We start from the raw sequence: 20,464 nt of genomic DNA, 5'->3' as shown, positions 1-20,464 counted from the left end.
GTGTGCGCAGCGCCGACCGCCGCGCAATTGCTTTGGCAGTGTATTTTTTAGAACTGCAACGCGTTCGGCGCTCGTGGTGTGGCGCTGGTTGAACTTGTGCGTGCCATGACCGGGCCATTTGCGTGCACAACGCGCGGCCAGCGCGCGGCCGCGCTGCGGCTATGATCGGATGACCCCACCTGTTTGCGAGCGCGCATGAATCTTCAACTGCGATGTGTGGCCGTGTTGCTGAGCCTGGCTGGCTCGGCGCATGCGCTGGAGTTTTCCAAGGCCGAGTTGGCGCGCGCCACCGCGCTGCAAAAGCGCCTGGTCACCCTGGATTCGCATCTGGATACGCCGGCCAATCTGGAGCGGCCCGACTTCGATATGTTGCAGGCGCATGCCGGCAATCGCCTGTCGCAAGTGGATTACCCGCGCATGGTCGACGGCGCGCTCGATGGCGGGTTCTGGGCGGTCTACACCGGCCAGGGCAATCGCAGCGCCGCCGCCCATCTCGATGACCGCGATGCCGGGCTGCAGCGGCTGATGAAGATCCATCAACTGCTGGCCGCACAGCCGCAGCGGTTTGCGTTTGCGAGCACGCCCGCCGATGCAGCGCGCATCAAGGCCGATGGCAAGCGGGTGGTGTACATCAGCATGGAAAATGCCAGCCCGCTGGTCGCCGACCCCACGCTGCTGCGCTTCTATTACGCGCAGGGGCTGCGCCTGATGAGCACGGTGCACTTTCTCAACAACGAGTTCGCTGACTCGGCCACCGACCCCAAGGGTCCGGAGTGGAAGGGCTTGAGTCCGGCCGGCAAGCAACTGGTGCAACAGGCGCAAGCGCTGGGCATCGTGATCGATCAATCGCACGCCTCCGATGCGGTGTTCGATCAGTTGATTGCGCTATCGCCGGTACCGATCGTGCTCTCGCACAGCGGCGCGCGTGCGGTGTACGACCATCCGCGCAACATCGACGATGCACGCTTGAAGGTGCTGGCCGAGCACGGTGGCGTGATTCAGGTGAACTCCTACGGTGGCTATCTGGTCGACAGCGGTGCCAGTGCCGAGCGTAAAGCCGCCGAAAAGGCGCTGACTGACCAGTACGGCGGCTGGGAACACGTCAAGATCGCCGACGGCTCCCGCCTGAGCGCCGCGCTCAAGGCGCTGGATGCGCGTTACCCAATCAAGCGTGCCACCGAAGAGGATTTCTTCGCCCATCTGGAACACGTGCTGGCCGTGGTCGGGCCCGACCACGTGGGTATCGGCATGGATTGGGATGGCGGCGGTGGTGTGGTCGGGCTGGAAGATGTTTCCAAGCTCCCGCGCATCACCGCCTGGCTGCAGCGCAAGGGCTATACCGAAGCGCAGATCGCCGGCATCTGGGGCGGCAACCTGCTGCGGGTGATGCAACAGGCGCAGGACTACGCGGCCAGGCAGGCCAAGGCGACGTAGGGCGATGTACCGCACCTTGCAGGTGGCATTGCCGCAGCGCATCGGCGCGGCCGCGCCTTGTCCCCTATCGCAGGCACGTCCGCAGGCGCGTCGCTGGTGAGAGTCGTCATCGCCCCGGATGCGTACAAGGAGAGCTTGTCCGCGCGCGCGGTGGCCACGCAGATCGAAGCGGGGTTTGCCGAGGTATTCCCGCAGTGGCACTACACCACCGTGCCCATGGCCGATGGTGGCGAAGGCACCGTGGATGCGTTGGTCGCTGCCACCGGCGGGCGGGTGATCGCATGCACGGTCAGCGGCCCGCTCGGCACGCCGGTACAGGCCTTCTTCGGCCTGACCGGCGACGGCGCCACCGCGGTGATCGAAATGGCCGCCGCCAGCGGGCTGGCCCTGATACCGCCAGCACAGCGCGCGCCGCTGCACGCCAGTACTGCCGGAGTGGGTGCGTTGATCCTGGCCGCGCTGGATGCCGGCGCGCGGCGTTTCATCATCGGCATCGGCGGCAGCGCCAGCACCGATGGCGGCGCCGGCATGGCACAGGCGCTGGGCGCGCGGCTGCTGGACGCGCACGGTGCGCCGATCGGCTCCGGCGGTGGGGCACTGGCGGCGTTGGCGCGCATCGACACCGCTGGCCTGGACGCGCGGCTGCAGCAGTGCCACATCGAGGTGGCCTGCGATGTCGACAACCCGCTGATCGGGCCGACCGGTGCCTCGGCAGTGTTCGGCCCGCAAAAGGGCGCCACCCCGGCGATGGTGCGCCAACTCGACGCCAACCTGCGGCACTACGCCGATGTGGTGCAGCGCGAGCTGGGCGTACGCCTGCACGCGCTGCCTGGCGGCGGCGCGGCCGGCGGGCTGGGCGCCGGGTTGGTGGCGTTCCTGGGCGCGCAGTTGCGTCCAGGCGTGGAGGTTGTCGCCCAGGCGCTGAGGCTGGAAGCGCTGATCGCACAGGCCGATCTGGTGATCACCGGCGAAGGCCGTGTCGACAGCCAGAGCCTGCGCGGCAAGACTCCTGTGGGCGTGGCACGCCTGGCGCAGCGGCACGGTATCCCGGTCATCGCCATTGCCGGATCGCTGGGCAACGGCGCTGAACAGCTGCACGCGGAGGGCATCGCTGCGCTGTTCTCGGTGGTGCCTGGCGCCTGCACGTTGGAGCAGGCGTTGGCCGACGCTGCCCGCAATGTCCGCGTCACCGCACGCAACCTGGCGGCAGCGCTGCAGGTGGGCGGCGCGCTGATGCAGCGCTCTGCCGCCGACCGCCGCGAATGAGGGATCACGTGAACCAGGCCAAGCGGGCGTCCACCCCCTGCACAGCGGCCGCAGCGCATCCTGTGTCCCGGCGCACGGATGCGCCGATTGGCACTCATGCACAGTCCGCTAGACTGGGCGGATTGCACGGGCACGAGCGAGCTTGCCGTTGAATCAGCGCGATACCGTTGTGTCATCCACCACCAGCGAGGCGCAGCGTCTGGCGCGGCTGGCGTTGTTGCAGGTGATCGATACCGAATCCGAACCGTTCTTCGATGCCCTTGCGGCTGCCGCACAGGCCATCGCCGGCACGCCCATCGCGCTGGTGTCGCTGGTGGACGAGCATCGGCAATGGTGGAAGGCCAACATCGGCTTGCCGGGCGTGTCCGAGACCCCGCGCGAGCTGGCGTTCTGCGCCCATGCCATTCAGGGCGATGCGGTGATGGAGGTGCCCGATGCCCCGGCCGACCCGCGCTTCTCCAGCAACGCCCTGGTCACCGATACACCCGGCATCCGCTATTACGCGGGCGCCCCCATCGTGCTGCCCGATGGCCTGCGCATGGGCACGGTGTGCGTGATCGACCAGCGCCCGCGTCAGCTGCAGCCGGCCCAGCTGGCAGCTCTGCAACAGCTGGCCAAAGTGGCCGCCGAAGGCCTGGAGCAGCGCCGGGTAATGCTCGAACGCGCCGACATCAACGCCCAACTGCAGCAGCGTCTGCGCGAGAGCGAAGCGTTTCTGGAGCGCACCGGGCGGGTGGCCGGCGTTGGCGGCTGGGAAGTGGATGTCGGCACCAATACGCTGACCTGGTCCGACGAAACCTGCCGGCTGCACGACTTGCCGCCGGGCTACCAGCCCACGCTGGGCGAAGCCATCACGTTCTATCCGCTGGAGGCGCGCGCGGTGATCACCGAGGCGGTGGAACTGTGCGTGCGCGACGGCACGCCCTGGGATCTGGAGCTGCCATTGATCAGCAGCACCGGCCGCCGCCTGTGGGTGCACAGCACCGGCGCGGTGGAACATGTCGACGGCCGCATGCGCCTGATCGGTGCAATCCAGGACGTCACCGACCGCCATCGCGCGGTGGACGCGCTGGCCGCCAGCGAGCGCAAGTTCCGCAAGATGTTCCAGTACAGCCTGGGGCTGATCTGCACCCACGACATGGATGGCCACCTGGTCAGCGTGAACCCGGCGGCAGCGCGCTCGCTGGGCCGCAGCGTGGGAGAGATGGAGGGCCGCTCGCTGTTCGAGCTGATCCGCCCGGAGCGGCATGACGGCGTGCGCGGCTACCTGTCGCGCATGGTGCTCGACGGCCAGGATTCCGGCGTGATCGAGCTGGTAGCCGGCGATGGCAGCCTGCGCCACTGGAAATACCACAACGTGCTCGACGTTGAGTCTGACGCCACCATCGTCCTGGCCCACGCCCAGGACGTCACCAACCAACATCAGCAGGAAAAACAGCTGCTGGAATGGTCGTTCACCGACCCGCTGACCAACTGCTTCAATCGCCGCTTCCTGGACGACCTGGACAAGCGCGATGCCAGCGTGCGCTGGGGCTGTGTGGTGGTGGACCTGGACAAGTTCAAACTGGTCAACGACACCTACGGCCACCAGCGCGGCGATGAAGTGCTGGTGCAGATGGCCTGGTTTCTCAATGCCCCGTTGCGCCGGCAGGACCACCTGGTCCGGCTGGGCGGCGATGAGTTTCTGGTGCTAATGCACCAGGCCAGCGAGCAGCAGCTGCAAGAGCTGGTGCGCACCTACACGGCGGCCGGCGACGATGCGCCGATCCTGTTCACGCTGGGCACGGCCTTGCGCCAGGAAGGCGAAGCGCTGACCGCGGTGGTCGACCGGGCCGACCATTCGCTTTACGCCATCCGGCGCGCGCGGCGCGGGTCCGGGATCGGCCAGCAGCGTTAGCGGCTGGCCGCGCGGGACGTTCGGGGGTGGCCGGGCAAGGCCGGTTGCGCGTGGCTGGCGGCCTGCAACGCTGCAGAATCTGCCCCAAAACACGTGCTCCTGAATACGCGATCGCCTATCATGTAACCGTTTTCAACTACATGGATTGGAATGGATACCTTCGATCGCACCCAACTCAGCCCCAAGTGGCAGTTTCGCTTCGACTTCTTCGACCGTCACGGCAGCCCCAAGGAGCCGACCTACAAGGAGGCACTGAAGACGCTGAGCTTCGGTGACAAGGTCAAGATCGGCATGAATTTCTATGCCTTCTTCTTCGGCTGCATCTATTTCTTCATCATCGGCCTGTGGCGCAAGGCGTTGAGCCTGATTGGCATCAGCCTCGTGCTGGGCATCGTGGCCGCGTTCCTGCCGGCCGCGTTCCAGAATGTGCTGTGGCTGCCGATGTCGTTGTTGACCGGCATGATCGCCAACTACGCCTATTACCTGGACAAGGCCAAAGGCAGCACCAGCTGGAACCCGTTCGAAGGCATGCGCTGGATCTGACGTCACCGCAACATCGCAGCGCCGGCCCCTCCCGCCGTCGCCAACGTGTCGCCAAGCCCGGTCCGATGACCGGGCTTTTTTGTGGCGACGAAAAAGTAGGCGAGGCGTCGCTTGTCTGCGGGCGCCGCACTGATGCAAATCTACCGATTAGCCCTGACCTTCAGTTGTAGCACCTCCGCGCTTATCGCTAAATCCGCCCAATGCAAGACCGCGATGAGGTCCTGGCTGAAATAACTTCGGACCGGCTCCTCGCGTCAGCGGCGCCTAGAGCGGACATCAAGGAAAACACCAGGAAAACGAAGCTATTTGCAGGACTGCAACAAACATCCTGCTGAGGGTCAGGGCTAATCAGGCAAATCTATGGCTTGGCATTAAGCTATCCAACCTTCAAGCACCGGAGTGTTGGCCATGGATTCTCTTCGCCAAGGGCACCGCATTGCCAAAGTTGTTTCGACCAGCGCTTTGCTGCTGGTATTGGCCGCATGCGCGGAGCCGTCGAATGCCCATCAGGAGAAAGCCATGCAGGATGTCACCTCCGCCGACCTTAAGCGCGAGCAGGACCGCGTCGCCGCACTTGTCGATGCCGCCGCTCCTGAGCGTTCGGCGCCAATGATGGCCTGGGACGGCTATCCCGCATTGCAACCAGGGGCTGAGCACACCCCAGAGCAGCTTCTGAAGCAGATCGAAGCACTCGCCAAGGCTCTCCATGTCCAAGCAGACTCCGACCCGGCCAATGTGGAGCGCGTGTTGGGAATCGCGCTTCCTCCCGACGCCAAACATGAGCGCACAGGGGTGACTGGCAGTGTGGGGCAGGGCACTTACGAATGGGCGGTGTGGAAGCCATCACCCAAGCACCCTGGGCACCGGGTGGAACTGACACTCACCCCAAACGCCTGCCTGGCCTACGAGGGGCTGAAGAAGCAGATGGAGGCTGATCGGTTCCAGGTGTATGTGCCCACGTTTGGCGATGATCAGCGAATCACGTTCCACAAGGTCGTCGGCCCGTCGCTTGGGCTCTACATTGCCGCGAATCCTGACCGACGGGACGCACCGACCTGCGTGACGATCGTCCGCTTCGAGATGGAGCGCAGCGATGCCTGATACCCGCATCGAGCGCATGCTCCAAGAGACCGAGCAGCAATCGTCTCTGTCCCCAAGTGCAGCCAAGGACCTCCGCGAGGCGGTGGAGTCATCGCCTTATCTGATTGAGGTGATGACCAAAGCCATCGACAACGGCGACCTTGAGCACATCAAGTTCGCTCGCACGCCCAACGAAGGTGGGCACTACAACCACGGCGAAAAGACGATCAGCGTCAACGCCGATGTATTGCAACGACCGACCCGGTCAGAGCGGATAGACCAGCTCACCGGAGTCCTAGGGCACGAAACGGGGCACGCTTTGATGGCCCGTTCCAATGAGATCAGCACCTACAAGCTGTCCTATCGAATCGATGAGGCGCTCAAAGAGGGTGCGCGCTACGGCGAGGCAACGGTGGAAATCACTCCTTTGGCAAAGGAATACATCAACGCTTCCCGGGAAAATGAAGCGCTCGCCGAACTGGTATCGATGAATTCGGTGGCCAGTCGGGTCAAGCACCAAGACCCAGACGTCAGCCAAGCCGAACTGCTTCAGCGCCTCGACCCGACTACGCCCTGCGTCACGAACGGGCGGTTGGCTCCAGGCATTCAGATGGATGCCCAGGCATCCAGCACACCGACAACCGCATCGACAGCCTTGCGGTAAAAGCCGTGGCGATTTGTCAGTTCGATCAGTCCGGTAAAGGGCTGGGCGCGTTAGGGCAGTCTGACTACAACGCCCTTTACTTGTCTTACGTCGTGTCCGCCGGGGCTGCCGTATCCCGTGACTTGGACAAGGCTTCCAGCCAGTCGATTCCGAGCCTTGGCCTCAACCTGAAAGAGCTTGGCAGTTCGGTGGAAGAAGTCCAGGCGGCGGGGACTTCCTTGGGTGGACAGGGGAAAGCCTTTGGATTCACCGACACTTCCGACGGGCAGCTACGTCCCACCGAGGTGCGGCAGATCGGAAAAGGCGGCGTCGGTCAGCCGGACACGGTGCCCCAGTCCGTCTCCCGCGACCAGGCCGTGCTGGCCGACAGCCCCGCTCATGCCGACCATCAGACCTATGCCCGCATTCACGACTGGGTCAAAGGCACGGGGAACTGGAGCGACGAGGAAAGCAAAAATGTTTCGGCTGCACTTTACAAGCAGCAGACCGAAGACCCGTTGCTGAAGCAAGTGGACCAGGTCACCGGGGGCCTAGGCCGGGATGGGGCCCACAACGTCTTTGCGGTCTACGCCCCACATGGAATAGGGGTCGCGCCAATGTTCCACACGCATGTCGATGGTCGCCAAGCCGCGCAAGAACCGGCACAACAGAACCTTCAGCAGGCCGAAACCATCAGGCAGGATCAGGTCCGCCAGCAGGCGTTGGAACAGACGCAGCAGCAAAATCAGCAGCAGCAGCAGCAGCAGCAGGAGCAGGAGCCAAGGATCACCATGGGCGGTCCTTGAAAGTGCTCACCGACGTGGCTGCCTCTAATTGAGAGATCACCGCCAGTCACGCCCACCTGCAATCGCTTAATGCCAAGCGCCTGATCTGCCGCCCGAGCGTCGGCCTGCAATGGCTGCTGGTCGACCACCTGTTGCTGCGCGGCAGTTACGCCATCAGTTTCCGTGCCCCGGACATGCATTCCCGGCTCGGCCAACCCAGCTCGGCGCAGGTGCGCACCCTGGATCACTCCCGTTGCATCGCCAGACGGACACAGCCGCTTTTCGGAATCGCGGTGTTCGGAATCGGCATGCACCACTTGTAGACTCGGACTCCGGTACGCCGTCAGCACGCAACTGGCGAGGATTCACCTTAGTTTTACCGGCTGTTCCTAGTCGTCGTTCGAGCACCGTCGTCATGCTGATCGCCGCGTCTTGCAGCGGTCGGTGCGCGTCATTCCACCTGCGGCCTTGGCCGCTCTCCCCCGAGGTGTCTTGCATGCTCTCTGCCGTTGCATCCGATCGCTCTTCGTTGCCTCTTCCATCAACCTCGCTGTGGCGCCGCGCCGCTGCCCTTTGCCTGCTCGGCATGGCGGTTGCGCCGCCGCTGGCCGCGCAGGACCCGGCGCAGGTCAACACCTTCATCGGCAGCAAGGACGACGGCAATACCTATCCCGGCGCGTCCGCTCCATTCGGCCTGATCCAGGTCAGCCCGATCGGCGCGCACTACGCCGGCTGGCGCTACGACGACCCCACTATTCGTGGCTTCGGGCATTCCTTTTTGTCCGGCGCCGGTTGCTGGGAGCAGGGCGGGCAGGTATCGATCCTGCCGGTGACCGGCAGCATCGGCCCGGGCGGGGATTTCGACACCGCCGACGCCAAGACCTTCGACCAGAAGCGCTATGCGGCGCGCTACACGCATGCCGGCGAAGTGGGCCAGGCCGGTTATTACAAGGTGCGGCTCACCGATTACGGCGGCATCGACGCCGAAGCCACTGCGCTTACCCGCGCCGCGGCCGAGCGCTACACCTTCGCGCCCGGCGCCGACACCGGCCACCTGCTGATCAACGTGGCCCAGGCCAACGACCGCCACGTGGTGATCGGCAGCCAGGTGCAGCTGGTCGGCGACCGTGTGGTGGAAGGCAAACTGGTCACGCAGAGTTTCTGTGGTGGCCACGAATACACCACCTGGTTCCGGCTGGAATTCGATCGCCCGTTCACCGCGCACGGGTTGTGGGGCGAAGACGGCGGCGTGCCCGGCGCGCGTCACGGCATGGGCGGTGAGCTCAAACCCAATGGCGCCTGGCTCAGCTTCCCGCTGGGCAAGGGCAAGGGCAAGGACGCGCGCGCGGTGACCGTGGTCAGCGCCATCTCGCATGTGGATGCCGACGGCGCACGCAGCAACCTGCGCGCCGATGGCATGCAGGGCGGCACGTTGCTGAGCCTGGAGCGGATGCGCCAGCGCGCGCAGCAGGTCTGGCGCACCGAACTGGCCAGCCTGCAGCTGGACGGGGCCAGCAAGGACGACCGCAGCGTGGCCTACACCGCGCTCTACCACGCCTTGTTGCAGCCGCTCACCGGCAGCGATGCCGATGGCCGCTACCGCGGCTATGATGATGCGATCCATCGTGCCGAGGGCTGGACCTACTACGAGTACTTTTCGCTGTGGGACACCTATCGCTCGCAAAACCAGTTGCTCGCCTTGCTGCGCCCGCAGCGCGCGCGCGACATCGGCCGCTCGCTGCTGGCGATCCATCAGCAAGGCGGCTGGCTGCCGCGCTGGGGCTACGCCAACTACGACACCAACATCATGACCGGCGATCCGGTGACGCCGTTCCTGGTCGACCTGTGGCGCTTCGGCGCGCTGCAGGGCAACGAGGCCGAGGCCTACGCCGCGCTACGGCAGAACGCCTTCGGCCAACCGCCGATCAACTCGCGGCATTCGGGGCGCTCGGGCAACGCGAGTTATCTCGCCAATGGCTTTGTGCAATACGACCGCGCGTTTCCGTCCAAGGGCATGGACGTGGACCCGCACCACGGTGGCTCGGCCACGCTGGAATACGCCCTGGCCGATTGCGCGCTGGCACAGATGGCCCAAGCCCTGGGCCATGCCGACGACAGCACCCAGCTACGCGCGCGCGGCGGCAACTGGCATCACGTCTGGGACGCCACGGTGCGCGATGCGGACACCAGCTTTGCCGGCTTCCCGCGTCCACGCCTGGAGGATGGCAGCTGGTACGCGCCGTCCAACGACCAGTACAGCCCACGTTCGCAACATGGCTTCCACGAAGGCACTGCCTGGCAATACCAATGGCTGGTGCAGCAGGACATCCCCGGCATGCTGCAGGCCATGCATGGCAGCGACCAGGCAGGCAAACGCCTGGACACCTTCTTCGCCTACGACGACCTGCTCAAGGACCCGCTCAACGGTGCGCGCACGCATTGGGTGGTCGGCCCGTACAGCTATTACAACCAGTACCGCTACAACCCCAACAACGAGCCCGACCTGCACGCGCCGTGGATGTACACGCTGATCGGCCAGCCGTGGAAGACCGCCACCGTGGTGCGCGCCGCGCAGCAGTTGTTCACCAACGCGCCTAACGGCGTCACCGGCAACGACGACCTCGGCACGATGTCGGCCTGGTATTTGTTCAGCGCCTTGGGGCTGTATCCGGCGGTGCCGGGCAGCGGCGAGTTCCTGTTGCACACGCCGCGTTTCAAGCACGCCACGCTGGACCTGGGTAACGGCAAACGTCTGCGTATCGATGCCCCCGGCGCCGATGGCCGCGCGCTGCAGTATGTGCAGGGCGTGCGCTTGAACGGCACGCCGCAGACCAAGGTCTTCCTGGATTGGGCCCAATTGCAGCAAGGCGGCACCTTGTCGTTTGCGCTCACCAAGCAGGCGCCCACGCAAGGCTGGGGCACGCAAGCGGATGCACTCCCAACCTCGTTCTGCGCCACGCCTGCAGCAGCACCTTGAGCCAAAGCTTCTCTCCTGGTTGCGGGGAGTGCGAGGGAAAGCCCTGACGTTGTCGGAGCATGTGCTAAAGCCCCTCTCCTGCGGGGCGATAAGGCACAGCTTGCGCGCCACTGGCGCGCGTGCCTGGGAGCGCCCGCGCTGTTAGCGCGGGCCGGGGCGCGGGTACGGAGCGAAGCCCCTGATCAAATTGGATAACACCAGGTTTCGCCCGTCCCCTCATCCGGCCCTTCGGGCCACCTTCTCCCGATGGGAGATGGAACTACCCAACCTTCGCCAAGCGGCTATTCCGCCGCCCATACGCCAGATAGACCGCCACGCCCAACACATTCCACAGCAAGAACCACAGCTGCGTCTTGCTCGGCAGGCTCCAGAACAGGTACAGGCAGCCCAGGATTGCTACCGGTCCCACCACCCAGGCCAACGGCGTGCGGAACGCCCGCGCACGGGTGGGTTCGCGCACGCGCAACACCAGCAAACATGCCGCCACGGCAGTAAACGCGGCCAACGTGCCGGCATTGGCCAACGCGGCGATTTCGTCCAGCCGCGCCACACCCGCCAACGCCGCCACCAGCACCGCGGTGAACAAGGTGATCGCTACCGGCGTGCCGGTGCGGGCGTTGACCTTGGACAAGCCACGCGGCAACAGCCCGTCGCGCGACATCACAAAGAAGATCCGGCTCTGCCCATACAGGAACGCCAGCAGCACCGTCGGCAGTGCGATGATCGCCACCGCACCGATCACCAACGCCGCCTTGCCGTGGCCCAGCTCGCGCATGATCAACGCCAACGGCTCCGGGCTCTTACTGAACACGGTGAAGCTCAACGCGCCCACTGCCGACAGCGCCACCAGCACGTAGATCAGCGTGCAGCCGATCATCGAACCGACGATACCGATCGACAGATCGCGCCCCGGGTTCTTGGTCTCTTCGGCGGCGGTGGAAATCGCATCGAACCCATAGAACGCAAAGAAGATGATCGCCGCTGCCGCCATCACCCCGCGCTCCACACCGTCCGGCCCCATCGCCTTGGAGAAGCCATACGGCATGAACGGCTGCAGATTGGCGCTGTTGAAGGCCGGCAAGGCGATCGCCACGAACACAGCCAGCGCAATGATCTTCAGCACCACCAGCACCGCATTGAGCGTAGCGCTCTCCTTGGTACCAGCCATCAACATGCCGGCCACCAAAAAGGTGATCACCACCGCCGGCAGGTTCACGATGCCGCCGGCGTGTGGCCCGGCAATCAATGCATGCGGCAGCTCGACGCCCACCCACTGCAGGAACCCGACGAAATAGCCCGACCAGCCCACCGCCACGGTGCTGACCACCAGCGAATATTCCAGCACCAGGCTCCAGCCCACCACCCAGGCGATGCTCTCGCCCAAGGCGGTGTAGCTGTAGGTGTAGGCGCTGCCGGCGGCCGGCATCATCGTGGCCATTTCCGCATACGCCAGCGCCGCGCAGGCGCACACGATGCCGGCGGCAACGAAGGACAGCAGCACGGCCGGGCCGGCCTTGTCTGCGCCCACGCCGATCAGCGTGTAGATGCCGGTGCCGACGATCGCCCCGATCCCCAGCGCGATCAGATGCGGCCAACTCAGGCTGCGCACCAGTTGCCGGCCGGCCTCGTGCACGGTGACCTGATCGATGGATTTGCGCCTGAGCCAAGACGACATGCGGACCTCGAAGGAACCAAAAGAATCAGCGAGTGTCGCCCAACGCGCTGCAGCAAAGCTATCGGTGGTGATGCGATTCGGGTTGAGGCGATACGGCTGCGTGTCCGGAAGCTACGCAGACAGATGACCCATAGGCCGCCACAACGGCGCCCCTAAGCCACCCCATTACACCCATGCCGCTGAAACCCGGCGCGCAGTCCGAGCTGCGCGTAATACGCCTCCACCGTAGGCAACTCCGGCCGATCGATTGGGCTGGCAAACCAGCGCTGCGTCGATAAGCCCAACACGATATCGGCCAGGGTGAAGTTTGCCCCGAGTACGAACGGACCGCGCTGCAGCTGTGCGTCGAGGATGGTCATATGCCGATTCCACTCGCGCACGCTGGCTGCAATCGCCTGCACATCGGTATGCGCCGCACTGCCACGCACCGTCGCCATGAACGCGTAACGCCAGGCGTTGTTGAGCTCGGTGGCCTGCCAATCCATCCGTTGCTCGACCAGTGCACGTGCAGCCGGCGCACTCGGCAGCAGATCGTCGCGGTGGCTGCGCGCGGCCAGATACCGGCAGATGGTGTTCGATTCCCACAGCACCACCGTGCCATCGCGCATCACCGGCACCAACGCATTGGGATTGAGCGCGCGAAACGCCGACGTGTCCACCGAGGCAAATCCGCTGCCATACGCATGCAGCGTGTAGTCCAGCGCCAACTCCTCGCACAGCCACAGCACCTTGCGCACATTGATGGAGGTCGGCTTTCCGTAGAGTTCGAGCATGGTCTGTCGCAGATTTGCCAGGCTGCTCACCTTAGCGTGTCATCACTTTTTCGCGCAGTGACCCAGACAAACCCCTGCACGAGTTCGACGCCCGCGTCGCAGCTACCGCCGTCCGCCGAGTGCGAACCTGCGCCAACCCACCGGGCACCGCGCCATGCCCCCGCACCGATGCATCCAGTCGCCAAGCCGCTGGCGCAGCTGTTGCGACCGGCCCCGTTACACTGCGCGCATGTCATCCGAATCCCTGATCCTTCTCGGACTGCTCGTCGTAGTCCTCGTGCTGCAGCTGCTCGCCCTGCTGCGGCGTCCTTCCACCAGCGGTCTGGAGCTGGCGCTGCGCGCCGAACAACGCGACGGCCGCGGCGAACTGCGCGAGCAACTCGAAGGCCTGGCGCGGCAGCAGGATGCGCGTCTGGAAACCTTCGCGCGCAATCTCACCGAGCTGTCCACCCGCACCGATCAACGTCTGGACCTGCTGCGCGATGCCCTTGGCGAAGATGCCCGCAAGGCGCGCGAAGAAAGCGGCCTGGCCCAGCAACGCACCGGCGAATTGCTGACCCTGAGGCTCACCGAACTGCGCACCCAGCTCGAAGGCTTCGGCCAGCAGCAGGAAACCCGCATCCACGTGTTCGGCCAGCAACTGACCGACCTGATCGCACGCACCGACACGCACATGGCCGCGTTGCGCGAAGCGCTGGCCGAGGATGCGCGCAAGGGCCGCGCCGAAGCCGGCGAGTCGCAGCAACGCTTCACCGAAGCGCTGAGCCAGCGCCTGAGCGAACTCACCCAGCGCAACGAGCTGCGCATCGGCGAGATGCGCGCCACGCTGGAACAGCAACTGGCCAGCCTGCAAAGCGACAACGCCAGCAAGCTGGAACTGATGCGCGCCACCGTCGACGAAAAGCTGCAGACCACGCTCAACACGCGCCTGGATGCATCCTTCAAGCTCGTTTCCGAGCGCCTGGAGCAGGTGCAGCGCGGCCTGGGCGAAATGCAGCAACTGGCCACCGGCGTGGGCGATCTCAAGCGCGTGCTCAGCAACGTCAAGGACCGTGGTGGTTGGGGCGAAGTGCAGCTGGAGAACATCCTCGAGCAGACGCTGACGATGGAGCAGTACGCGCGCGGCGTGCGGGTCAAACCCGAGAGCGCCGAAGCGGTGGATTTTGCGATCCGCCTGCCCGGGCGCGGCGACGACACGGTGGTGTGGCTGCCGGTCGACGCCAAGTTCCCGCGCGAGGACTACGAACGCCTGATCGACGCGCAGGAAAAGGGCGACCTGGACGCGATCAAGCAGTCGACTGCGCAGCTGGAGCGCGCCATCCGCGTGCAGGCCAAATCCATCAGCGACAAGTACGTCAGCCCGCCGCATACGACGGATTTTGCGGTGATGTTTCTGCCCACCGAGGGCCTGTACGCCGAAGTCATCCGCCGCGCCGGCCTGGTCGACCTGCTGCAGCGCGAACATCGCGTGGTACTGGCCGGCCCGACCACGTTCACCGCCTTGCTCAATAGCCTGCAAATGGGCTTCCGCACGCTGGCCATCGAAAAACGCTCCAGCGAGGTCTGGCAGGTGTTGGGCGCAGTGAAGAGTGAGTTCGGCAAGTTCGCCGGCATTCTGGAGAAGGCCGAGCGGCAGATCAGCACCGTCGGCAAGAGCCTCGGCGAAGCCAGCCGCAAGACCCGCACCATCGAACGCCGCCTGCGCGGTGTGGAAACCTTGTCCGGCGACCAATCCCAAGCGCTACTGGACGCTGCCGACAACGGCAACGGCAACGACGACGAAATCGGCGACGAGCAAGAGTGATCCACCCGCAGACGCCAGCCAGCAGACAGCAAACTTAGGAGCGCACCCGGGCGCGACAAGGCATTACCGGTAACGCCTCATCGCGGCCAGGTCCGCTCCTACACCACCAGCCGCAGGACGCGCACGATCGAATGCGGCCCGCGCAGCGCAGAAGTAGTTCGATCGCAAACGGCGATGCAGCAGCGCCCCTGCCCAAGAGACAACACACCATAGGTAGGAGCGCACCCGGGCGCGACAGGGCATTACCGGTAACGCCTCATCGCGGCCAGGGCCGCTCCTACACCGCCAGCCGCGCACCCTCAAATGCGGCCTGCGCAGCGCAGAAGTATTCGACCGCAAACGGCGATGCAGCAGCGCCCCGCCCAAGAGACAGCACACCATAGGTAGGAGCGCACCCGGGCGCGACAAGGCATTACCGATAACGCTTCATCGCGCCCGGGTGCGCTCCTACAGCAGCAGGGTCGAGGCGTCATCTTTCTGCGTCCTATGCCAAGCACACCACGCAGACATCGGCATCGCGATCCTGCGTACCTGACCTTTCAAAGAGAACTGGCATGTCGACCCGTTGGATCTACGCGGCACTGTCCGCGCTGCTGCTGGCTGCCTGCAGCAACTCACCTGCGTCTCGCGCAGAAGCCGCATCCGCGAGCACGCCCGCATCGCAAACCGCAAACGCCGACGCAGCCGCCTGCACCGCAAAAGGCGGGCAGCTGCGCCCGGTGGGCCGCATGCAGATTCCGCGTTGCATCGTGCCGTATGCCGATGCCGGCAAGACCTGCACCGACAAGGCCGATTGCAGCGGCGATTGCCTGGCCACCAGCATTGTGCCGGCCGGTACCGCCACCACCGGCACCTGCCAGCGCGACAGCGATCGCTTCGGCTGCCGTCAGGCTGTAGTGGGTGGCAAAGGCCAGGCGGCGCTGTGCATCGATTGACCGGCTGATATGCGCGCGGGCGACATCGCTCGCGCGCGCGGCGGTTTATGCTCTGGCGCTTCCCGCCAATCAGGACGCACCCATGACTTCGAGCATCCACGCCATTGCGGTGACACGCATCGATGGTGCACCGGCCACCCTGGCCGACTACCGCGGCAAGGTACTGCTGGTGGTCAACGTCGCCTCCAAGTGCGGACTCACCCCGCAATACGAAGGCCTGGAAGCGCTGTACCGCGACAAGCATGCGGCGGGCCTGGAAGTGCTGGCGTTCCCGGCCAACGACTTCAACGGCCAGGAACCCGGCAGCGAGGCGGAGATCGCCCAGTTCTGCCAGCTCACCTACGACGTCACCTTCCCGATGTTCTCCAAGATCGCCGTCACCGGTGCAGACACCCATCCGCTGTACCAGGCCCTGACCAGCGCGCGCCCGAGCGCCACCGGCGATGGCCCGATGCGCGAGAAACTCGCCGGCTATGGCATTGCCGCAAACCCCGCACCGGGCGTGTTGTGGAACTTCGAAAAATTCCTGATCGGCCGCGACGGCACCGTCATCGAGCGCTTCGCTCCCGATGTGCCGGCAGACGATGCGCGCCTGCGCGCAGCCGTGGATGCCGCATTGGCTGAGGCTGCATAACGCAGGCAGCCGTCGTTCAATGCCAGGCAAGACACGCGTTCGAGCCGGTGTTCTGATGCTGATCTTGATCAGCGTGCTTGCCTGCGTCACCGGTCTGGCGCTGTGGTACCACAGCCGCCTGGCCAATCCATGTCCTGGTGGCGCGCTCATCAATGGCGAGCCGGCAACGTGCTTTTACCGTATCGAATGGATGGAAAAGTGGCCAATGATTGCGGTTGTGCTTGTGGTCGGCTTTGCGTTTTGCCTGTTGGCTTCCTGGCTATCGTTCAAAATCCCAATCCTCCGCAAACGGATGTGACCACGCGCAGATGATGCGTCGATTTTCTTGCGATCGAAGATGAAAGTGACCGCCTGCATCGAGCATGTCCTGCCAAACCAGGCACGCGAATCAAGCGCGGCTGCGGCGAGGCAGGCGAAATGATGCAGATCCGCGCGACGCTAACGAATCACCTACGTCTCGCAACGACAGCGCACCAGCAGTAGACGCGGCGTTGGGGGCGAGCACTTGCCGCGCCGGCTGATAACGAGCGACTGGCCTGGCGTCTTTTCGAAGGAACTCTGGATGACCGACGACCTCACTCAGCTTTTTGATCGTGCGACCATCACGCGCACGGCATCTGCCGACGAGATCTCAGACCTCCAAGCGCAGATCGGCCCGCTGCCGCCTTCCTACGCGCTGTTTGCACGCACATTCGGCTACGGCACGACCAACGGCCTTTTCGTCATCGAGATGCCCTTCAGCATGTTCGGCAATGACGGTCTGCTCGTCCGAGGTGTCGAACTCCACGATCAAGTTCATTCGCTGGTCGACCAATACCTGGAAGACGGCATCGCGATCGGCGATCTCGATTGCCTTGAACCCCATGACGACGAAAGCCGTGACATCGCCCACTTCTTCGACGCGCTTCGTTTCTACGGCAGCAGCATCAACGGTGAGTATCTGTGCTGGCGCCGCGACCAGGACGATTTCAAGTTCCATGTCATCGACCGCGCCTGCTTCTCGATCCGTTGTGCCGGAACGAGCCTCATCCAGTTCATCCGCAAAGCGCAGACCAGCGAGATTAGAACAGTGCTTGGTTCCGGTTATCAGGCACTGCCGCGCACCTTCGAAGGCGCCACTGCCGAGGGCTGAGTACAACGTCATCCGGGTCTGCTGCGGACGGGCAATCTCAATGGGTTTCAGATCTAACGGCGGCCAGTCATCTTTTGCGCTCACCGCCGGTGCGCAGCCGCTGCCCGGCACCGGCATACACCACCTGTGCGCTCCGGTGCCGAGCGCACGACTGACGACTACTTGCCGAGTGGTGTTGGCCGCGCTAAAAACACGCAGCAATCAAGGCGGACGTGCCGGACACTGGCGCACGTCATCATCTGCATGATCTTCACAAAGCAAAAAGCCCGGGATCGCTCCCGGGCTTTCGATGCAGGTCACACCACAGCGCAACCGATCAACGAATCCACTGCGGAATCGGCATCGCGTCCACCGGCACGGTGCTGTCCTTGTCTTCGCGCAGATAGTCCGGCAGTTCGCCGTCTTCGGTGCGTCGGCTGCGTAGGTCGCGCACGATCTGATAGTTGCGGCGCTGCATCCAGGCATCGCGGGTCAGCGCGTATTCGTCGGGAGCCTGGTCGCGCAGCGAATCCAGCGACATCAGCTGCGAACGCGTATCCACCAGCTGCAAGCCCTGCAGGGCAAAGCGCGCACCGCCATCGTCGACCTGGCGCACCCACGACAGCGGAATATCGCCACCCAGGCCAACGGTGTCGCGCACGGTGCGTGGGCCAAACAGCGGCAGCTCGAAGTAACGCGAGTTACGCCAGCCCCAGGCACCCAGGGTCTGACCGAAGTCTTCGCTGCGGCGCGGAATGCCGGCGGCGGAGGCCGGGTCGAACAGACCGGCAACGCCCAACGTGGAGTTCATCACGAAGCGGCCCAGCGACTGCACCGCAAAGACCGGGTGGCCCTGCAGCAACTGATTGACCATGGTCAACGGCGTGCCGAGGTTGTCGAAGAAGTTGGTCACGCCCAGTCGCGCCGGTTGCGGCACCACCTTGGTGTATGCCGTCGCCAGCGGACGCGCCACGCCACGGTCCACCGCCAGATTGAAGCGATGCATGCCGCGGTTGTAGCGCTCCCACGGGTCGTAGGCGGGGGCGCCTGGCTGCGCAGGCGCGCCATTGGCACCGGCCTGCGGGGTCGTCGCACCGTACAAGGCATCGAAGTCGTCTTCGGCCGAGGTGGGCGCACCTGCAGTTGCAGCACCGGCATCGCTGCCGGCAGCGGACTGCTCGGCAGGCGCGGCGGCCATGCCGGCAGGCAGTGCATCGGGTGCGGCGAAACCCGCAGCGGCCGGTTGCGCGGTCACCCCGGCATCGTCACGCACCGGTGTTGCTGTGCTGGGTGCGGTATCGGCATTGGCCGACGGCGGTGCCGACTTCGGCGCGTGGCTGGCGCAGGCGCCCAGCAACAGGCAGGCCAACAAGGGGAGGGTGCGTAACTGGGTCATGGCGTGGCGCTCAGGCCTGAAAATCGAGAGTGGGGGACAAGCGATAGGCGGCGCGCAATTCGTCCAGACCGGACGTCTCACCCACCACCGCCGCAGTGCCGTTACCGCGCAACCGCGCGGCCAGTTCGGCCAGCATCGCAACGCCGGCACTGTCCAGGCGTTGTACACCTGTCAGGTCCAGCGTGCGCACGCCATCCAACTGGGCGATCGCCTGCGGCCAGGCCGCAGTGACCGCCGCACGGTCGAGCACGCCGGTCAACGCCAGCGTGTCGCCGTTGCGTTGCACGGTGCTGTTACTTGCCATTGGCCGGTGCCGCGCCAACCTGCAGGTTGCCGCTGCGCAGTTCCGCGGCGACCTTGGCGATGCCCTTCTCGCGCAACGGGCCGTCGAACTGGGTCTTGAAGGTCTGCACGTAGGAAATGCCTTCGATCATCACGTCGAAGATCTTCCACTGGCCACCGCTGTTGCGCATCAGGTAGTCGACCGGGGTTGGGTCGTTGCCGGCGCGCAGCAGGTCGGTGGAGACCTTGACGCCGCGGTTGCCCGGCAGCGCGCTCTCGGACTTGGCGCGGAAGGTCGGCTTGCCTTCGAAGTTCAGCAGCGCGGTGCCGTAACGCTGCATCAGGTTCTCGGCCAGCGCATCGGCAAACAGCTTGATGTCCGCGTCCGACGCACCACGGCCGTGCACGCCCAGCACCAGACGGGCCGAGTAGTCGCGGTCGAAGGCCTTGTTCAATTCGCCATTGATGTACTGGCGCAGGGCGGCCGGATTGCTACGGAACTCGGCGCGGCGCTGGTCCAGCGTGGTGAGGATGCGGGTGCTGCTGTCGATGACGGTCTTGGTGGCCGCGCCTTGCGCAGGCGCGCTGGCGGCGGCGGGCTGGGCCAGCACGGTGGCCGGTGCGCACACCAGCAGGGTCGAGGCCAGGATGGCGGAGAGCAGGGTGGTTTTCATTGGTGGTGAGGTTCCGTAGAGGGAGAAGCGGGCTGGGCAGGCGCGGGCGTCTGACCATCGGTGGCGGCCGGGGCATTGCTGCCACCACTACCGCCACCACTGAACATGTACTTGCCGACCAGCTGCAGCAGATCCACTGCCGGCTGGGTGAAGCCGATCTCTTCGCCCGGCTTGAGCGTTTCCGGGTCGCCGCCCGGCTGCAGACCGATATAGCTCTCGCCCAGCAAGCCGCTGGTGAAGATGCCGGCCGAGGTGTCGGCGGGCAGATCCTTGTATTTGGTGTCCAGCGACAGCGTCACCACCGAATCGAACTTGGTCGGATCCAGGTTGATCTCGGACACCTTGCCGATGGTCACGCCGCCGATCTTCACCGGCGCCTGCGCGCGCAGCTGGCCGATCTGGCTGAAGCGCGCGATCAAGGTGTACTGGCTGGAACCGAAGCCCCAGCGCTGATTGGTCGAGGCCACCGCCAACACCAGCAGCGAGGCCAGGGTCAGCAGCAAAAAGGCGCCAACGGCGAATTCGAGTCGTGGTCCACGCATGGCCATGGGCTAT

At 65.0% G+C, this 20,464-nt stretch carries 19 protein-coding genes and 1 pseudogene; 14 read left to right on the top strand and 6 right to left on the bottom strand.

Going from position 1 to position 20,464, the window contains the following annotated elements:
- The first annotated feature begins 195 nt into the window (after window positions 1–195).
- The 9 genes and pseudogenes from ASF90_RS16200 to ASF90_RS16170 all read left to right on the top strand — a co-directional run bounded on the left by ASF90_RS16200 (window position 196) and on the right by ASF90_RS16170 (window position 10,625).
- Window positions 196–1,434: a dipeptidase gene (locus tag ASF90_RS16200; RefSeq protein WP_055852516.1), complete on the top strand. Its 1,239-nt coding sequence runs from the start codon at window positions 196–198 to the stop codon at window positions 1,432–1,434.
- Between the two features lie 96 nt (window positions 1,435–1,530).
- Window positions 1,531–2,700, top strand: a complete 1,170-nt coding sequence (locus tag ASF90_RS16195; RefSeq protein ID WP_055852513.1) for a glycerate kinase — start codon at window positions 1,531–1,533, stop codon at window positions 2,698–2,700.
- A gap of 148 nt (window positions 2,701–2,848) precedes the next feature.
- Entirely contained in the window at window positions 2,849–4,597 is a 1,749-nt protein-coding gene (locus tag ASF90_RS16190; protein ID WP_055852958.1) for a diguanylate cyclase, read from the top strand.
- 150 nt (window positions 4,598–4,747) lie between these two features.
- Complete coding sequence (locus tag ASF90_RS16185) at window positions 4,748–5,140, top strand: DUF2628 domain-containing protein (protein WP_055852509.1); 393 nt, start codon at window positions 4,748–4,750, stop codon at window positions 5,138–5,140.
- Between the two features lie 408 nt (window positions 5,141–5,548).
- Window positions 5,549–6,241, top strand: a complete 693-nt coding sequence (locus ASF90_RS16180; protein WP_236699291.1) for a hypothetical protein — start codon at window positions 5,549–5,551, stop codon at window positions 6,239–6,241.
- Window positions 6,234–6,884, top strand: coding sequence for a hypothetical protein (locus tag ASF90_RS24315; RefSeq protein ID WP_236699290.1), 651 nt, complete (start codon window positions 6,234–6,236; stop codon window positions 6,882–6,884). The genes ASF90_RS16180 and ASF90_RS24315 overlap by 8 nt, the downstream gene beginning before the upstream one ends.
- Before the next feature lie 5 nt (window positions 6,885–6,889).
- Complete coding sequence (locus ASF90_RS24310) at window positions 6,890–7,669, top strand: XVIPCD domain-containing protein (protein ID WP_236699289.1); 780 nt, start codon at window positions 6,890–6,892, stop codon at window positions 7,667–7,669.
- A gap of 95 nt (window positions 7,670–7,764) precedes the next feature.
- Window positions 7,765–7,911, top strand: a pseudogene (locus tag ASF90_RS24305) (TonB-dependent receptor); the annotation flags it as partial.
- A 233-nt stretch (window positions 7,912–8,144) separates the two neighbouring features.
- Entirely contained in the window at window positions 8,145–10,625 is a 2,481-nt protein-coding gene (locus ASF90_RS16170) for a GH92 family glycosyl hydrolase (protein WP_055852506.1), read from the top strand.
- 259 nt (window positions 10,626–10,884) lie between these two features.
- On the opposite strand, the gene ASF90_RS16165 is transcribed toward ASF90_RS16170, so the two are convergent.
- Together ASF90_RS16165 and ASF90_RS16160 are read right to left on the bottom strand one after the other, a co-directional pair.
- On the bottom strand, window positions 10,885–12,300 hold the full coding sequence (locus tag ASF90_RS16165) for an amino acid permease (protein ID WP_055852503.1): 1,416 nt from the start codon (window positions 12,298–12,300) through the stop codon (window positions 10,885–10,887).
- 152 nt (window positions 12,301–12,452) lie between these two features.
- Complete coding sequence (locus ASF90_RS16160; protein ID WP_055852952.1) at window positions 12,453–13,073, bottom strand: glutathione S-transferase; 621 nt, start codon at window positions 13,071–13,073, stop codon at window positions 12,453–12,455.
- A gap of 277 nt (window positions 13,074–13,350) precedes the next feature.
- Here ASF90_RS16160 and rmuC point away from each other — a divergent pair, with 277 nt between their 5' ends.
- From rmuC to ASF90_RS16135, 5 genes are all read left to right on the top strand, one after another.
- Complete coding sequence (gene rmuC / locus ASF90_RS16155) at window positions 13,351–14,877, top strand: DNA recombination protein RmuC (protein ID WP_193552572.1); 1,527 nt, start codon at window positions 13,351–13,353, stop codon at window positions 14,875–14,877.
- A gap of 554 nt (window positions 14,878–15,431) precedes the next feature.
- The gene (locus tag ASF90_RS16150; RefSeq protein WP_055852496.1) at window positions 15,432–15,812 is read left to right on the top strand and encodes a hypothetical protein; all 381 of its coding nucleotides are present in this window, start codon (window positions 15,432–15,434) and stop codon (window positions 15,810–15,812) included.
- 82 nt (window positions 15,813–15,894) lie between these two features.
- Window positions 15,895–16,446: a glutathione peroxidase gene (locus tag ASF90_RS16145; RefSeq protein WP_055852492.1), complete on the top strand. Its 552-nt coding sequence runs from the start codon at window positions 15,895–15,897 to the stop codon at window positions 16,444–16,446.
- Between the two features lie 55 nt (window positions 16,447–16,501).
- Window positions 16,502–16,744, top strand: coding sequence for a hypothetical protein (locus ASF90_RS16140; protein WP_055852488.1), 243 nt, complete (start codon window positions 16,502–16,504; stop codon window positions 16,742–16,744).
- Between the two features lie 264 nt (window positions 16,745–17,008).
- Complete coding sequence (locus ASF90_RS16135) at window positions 17,009–17,578, top strand: hypothetical protein (protein WP_055852484.1); 570 nt, start codon at window positions 17,009–17,011, stop codon at window positions 17,576–17,578.
- 316 nt (window positions 17,579–17,894) lie between these two features.
- On the opposite strand, the gene ASF90_RS16130 is transcribed toward ASF90_RS16135, so the two are convergent.
- The 4 genes from ASF90_RS16130 to mlaD are packed head-to-tail and all read right to left on the bottom strand — an operon-like array spanning window position 17,895 to window position 20,457.
- Window positions 17,895–18,953 carry a VacJ family lipoprotein gene (locus ASF90_RS16130; protein ID WP_055852480.1) on the bottom strand — a complete coding sequence of 353 codons (1,059 nt, stop codon included), beginning with the start codon at window positions 18,951–18,953 and terminating at the stop codon, window positions 17,895–17,897.
- Window positions 18,954–18,963: 10 nt separating this feature from the next.
- Window positions 18,964–19,257: an STAS domain-containing protein gene (locus ASF90_RS16125; RefSeq protein WP_055852476.1), complete on the bottom strand. Its 294-nt coding sequence runs from the start codon at window positions 19,255–19,257 to the stop codon at window positions 18,964–18,966.
- On the bottom strand, window positions 19,247–19,909 hold the full coding sequence (locus tag ASF90_RS16120; RefSeq protein WP_055852473.1) for an ABC transporter substrate-binding protein: 663 nt from the start codon (window positions 19,907–19,909) through the stop codon (window positions 19,247–19,249). The genes ASF90_RS16125 and ASF90_RS16120 overlap by 11 nt, the downstream gene beginning before the upstream one ends.
- Window positions 19,906–20,457 carry an outer membrane lipid asymmetry maintenance protein MlaD gene (mlaD, locus tag ASF90_RS16115; protein WP_055852472.1) on the bottom strand — a complete coding sequence of 184 codons (552 nt, stop codon included), beginning with the start codon at window positions 20,455–20,457 and terminating at the stop codon, window positions 19,906–19,908. Before mlaD ends, ASF90_RS16120 begins: the two co-directional genes overlap by 4 nt.
- Between the last annotated feature and the right edge of the window lie 7 nt (window positions 20,458–20,464).

The sequence above is a fragment of the Xanthomonas sp. Leaf148 genome (genome assembly GCF_001423585.1).
GTDB lineage: Bacteria > Pseudomonadota > Gammaproteobacteria > Xanthomonadales > Xanthomonadaceae > Xanthomonas.
This window is presented reverse-complemented; position numbering and strand designations above follow the sequence as displayed.

Coding starts and splice junctions, on each gene's coding strand:
- ASF90_RS16180 (WP_236699291.1), top strand. CDS start 5,549: ATGGATTCTCTTCGCCAAGGGCACCGCATTGCCAAAGTTGTTTCGACC.
- ASF90_RS16135 (WP_055852484.1), top strand. CDS start 17,009: ATGACCGACGACCTCACTCAGCTTTTTGATCGTGCGACCATCACGCGC.
- ASF90_RS16125 (WP_055852476.1), bottom strand. CDS start 19,257: ATGGCAAGTAACAGCACCGTGCAACGCAACGGCGACACGCTGGCGTTG.
- ASF90_RS16170 (WP_055852506.1), top strand. CDS start 8,145: ATGCTCTCTGCCGTTGCATCCGATCGCTCTTCGTTGCCTCTTCCATCA.
- ASF90_RS16160 (WP_055852952.1), bottom strand. CDS start 13,073: ATGCTCGAACTCTACGGAAAGCCGACCTCCATCAATGTGCGCAAGGTG.
- ASF90_RS16130 (WP_055852480.1), bottom strand. CDS start 18,953: ATGACCCAGTTACGCACCCTCCCCTTGTTGGCCTGCCTGTTGCTGGGC.
- ASF90_RS16140 (WP_055852488.1), top strand. CDS start 16,502: ATGCTGATCTTGATCAGCGTGCTTGCCTGCGTCACCGGTCTGGCGCTG.
- ASF90_RS16165 (WP_055852503.1), bottom strand. CDS start 12,300: ATGTCGTCTTGGCTCAGGCGCAAATCCATCGATCAGGTCACCGTGCAC.
- ASF90_RS16145 (WP_055852492.1), top strand. CDS start 15,895: ATGACTTCGAGCATCCACGCCATTGCGGTGACACGCATCGATGGTGCA.
- mlaD (WP_055852472.1), bottom strand. CDS start 20,457: ATGGCCATGCGTGGACCACGACTCGAATTCGCCGTTGGCGCCTTTTTG.
- ASF90_RS16185 (WP_055852509.1), top strand. CDS start 4,748: ATGGATACCTTCGATCGCACCCAACTCAGCCCCAAGTGGCAGTTTCGC.
- ASF90_RS24315 (WP_236699290.1), top strand. CDS start 6,234: ATGCCTGATACCCGCATCGAGCGCATGCTCCAAGAGACCGAGCAGCAA.
- ASF90_RS16150 (WP_055852496.1), top strand. CDS start 15,432: ATGTCGACCCGTTGGATCTACGCGGCACTGTCCGCGCTGCTGCTGGCT.
- ASF90_RS16120 (WP_055852473.1), bottom strand. CDS start 19,909: ATGAAAACCACCCTGCTCTCCGCCATCCTGGCCTCGACCCTGCTGGTG.
- ASF90_RS16200 (WP_055852516.1), top strand. CDS start 196: ATGAATCTTCAACTGCGATGTGTGGCCGTGTTGCTGAGCCTGGCTGGC.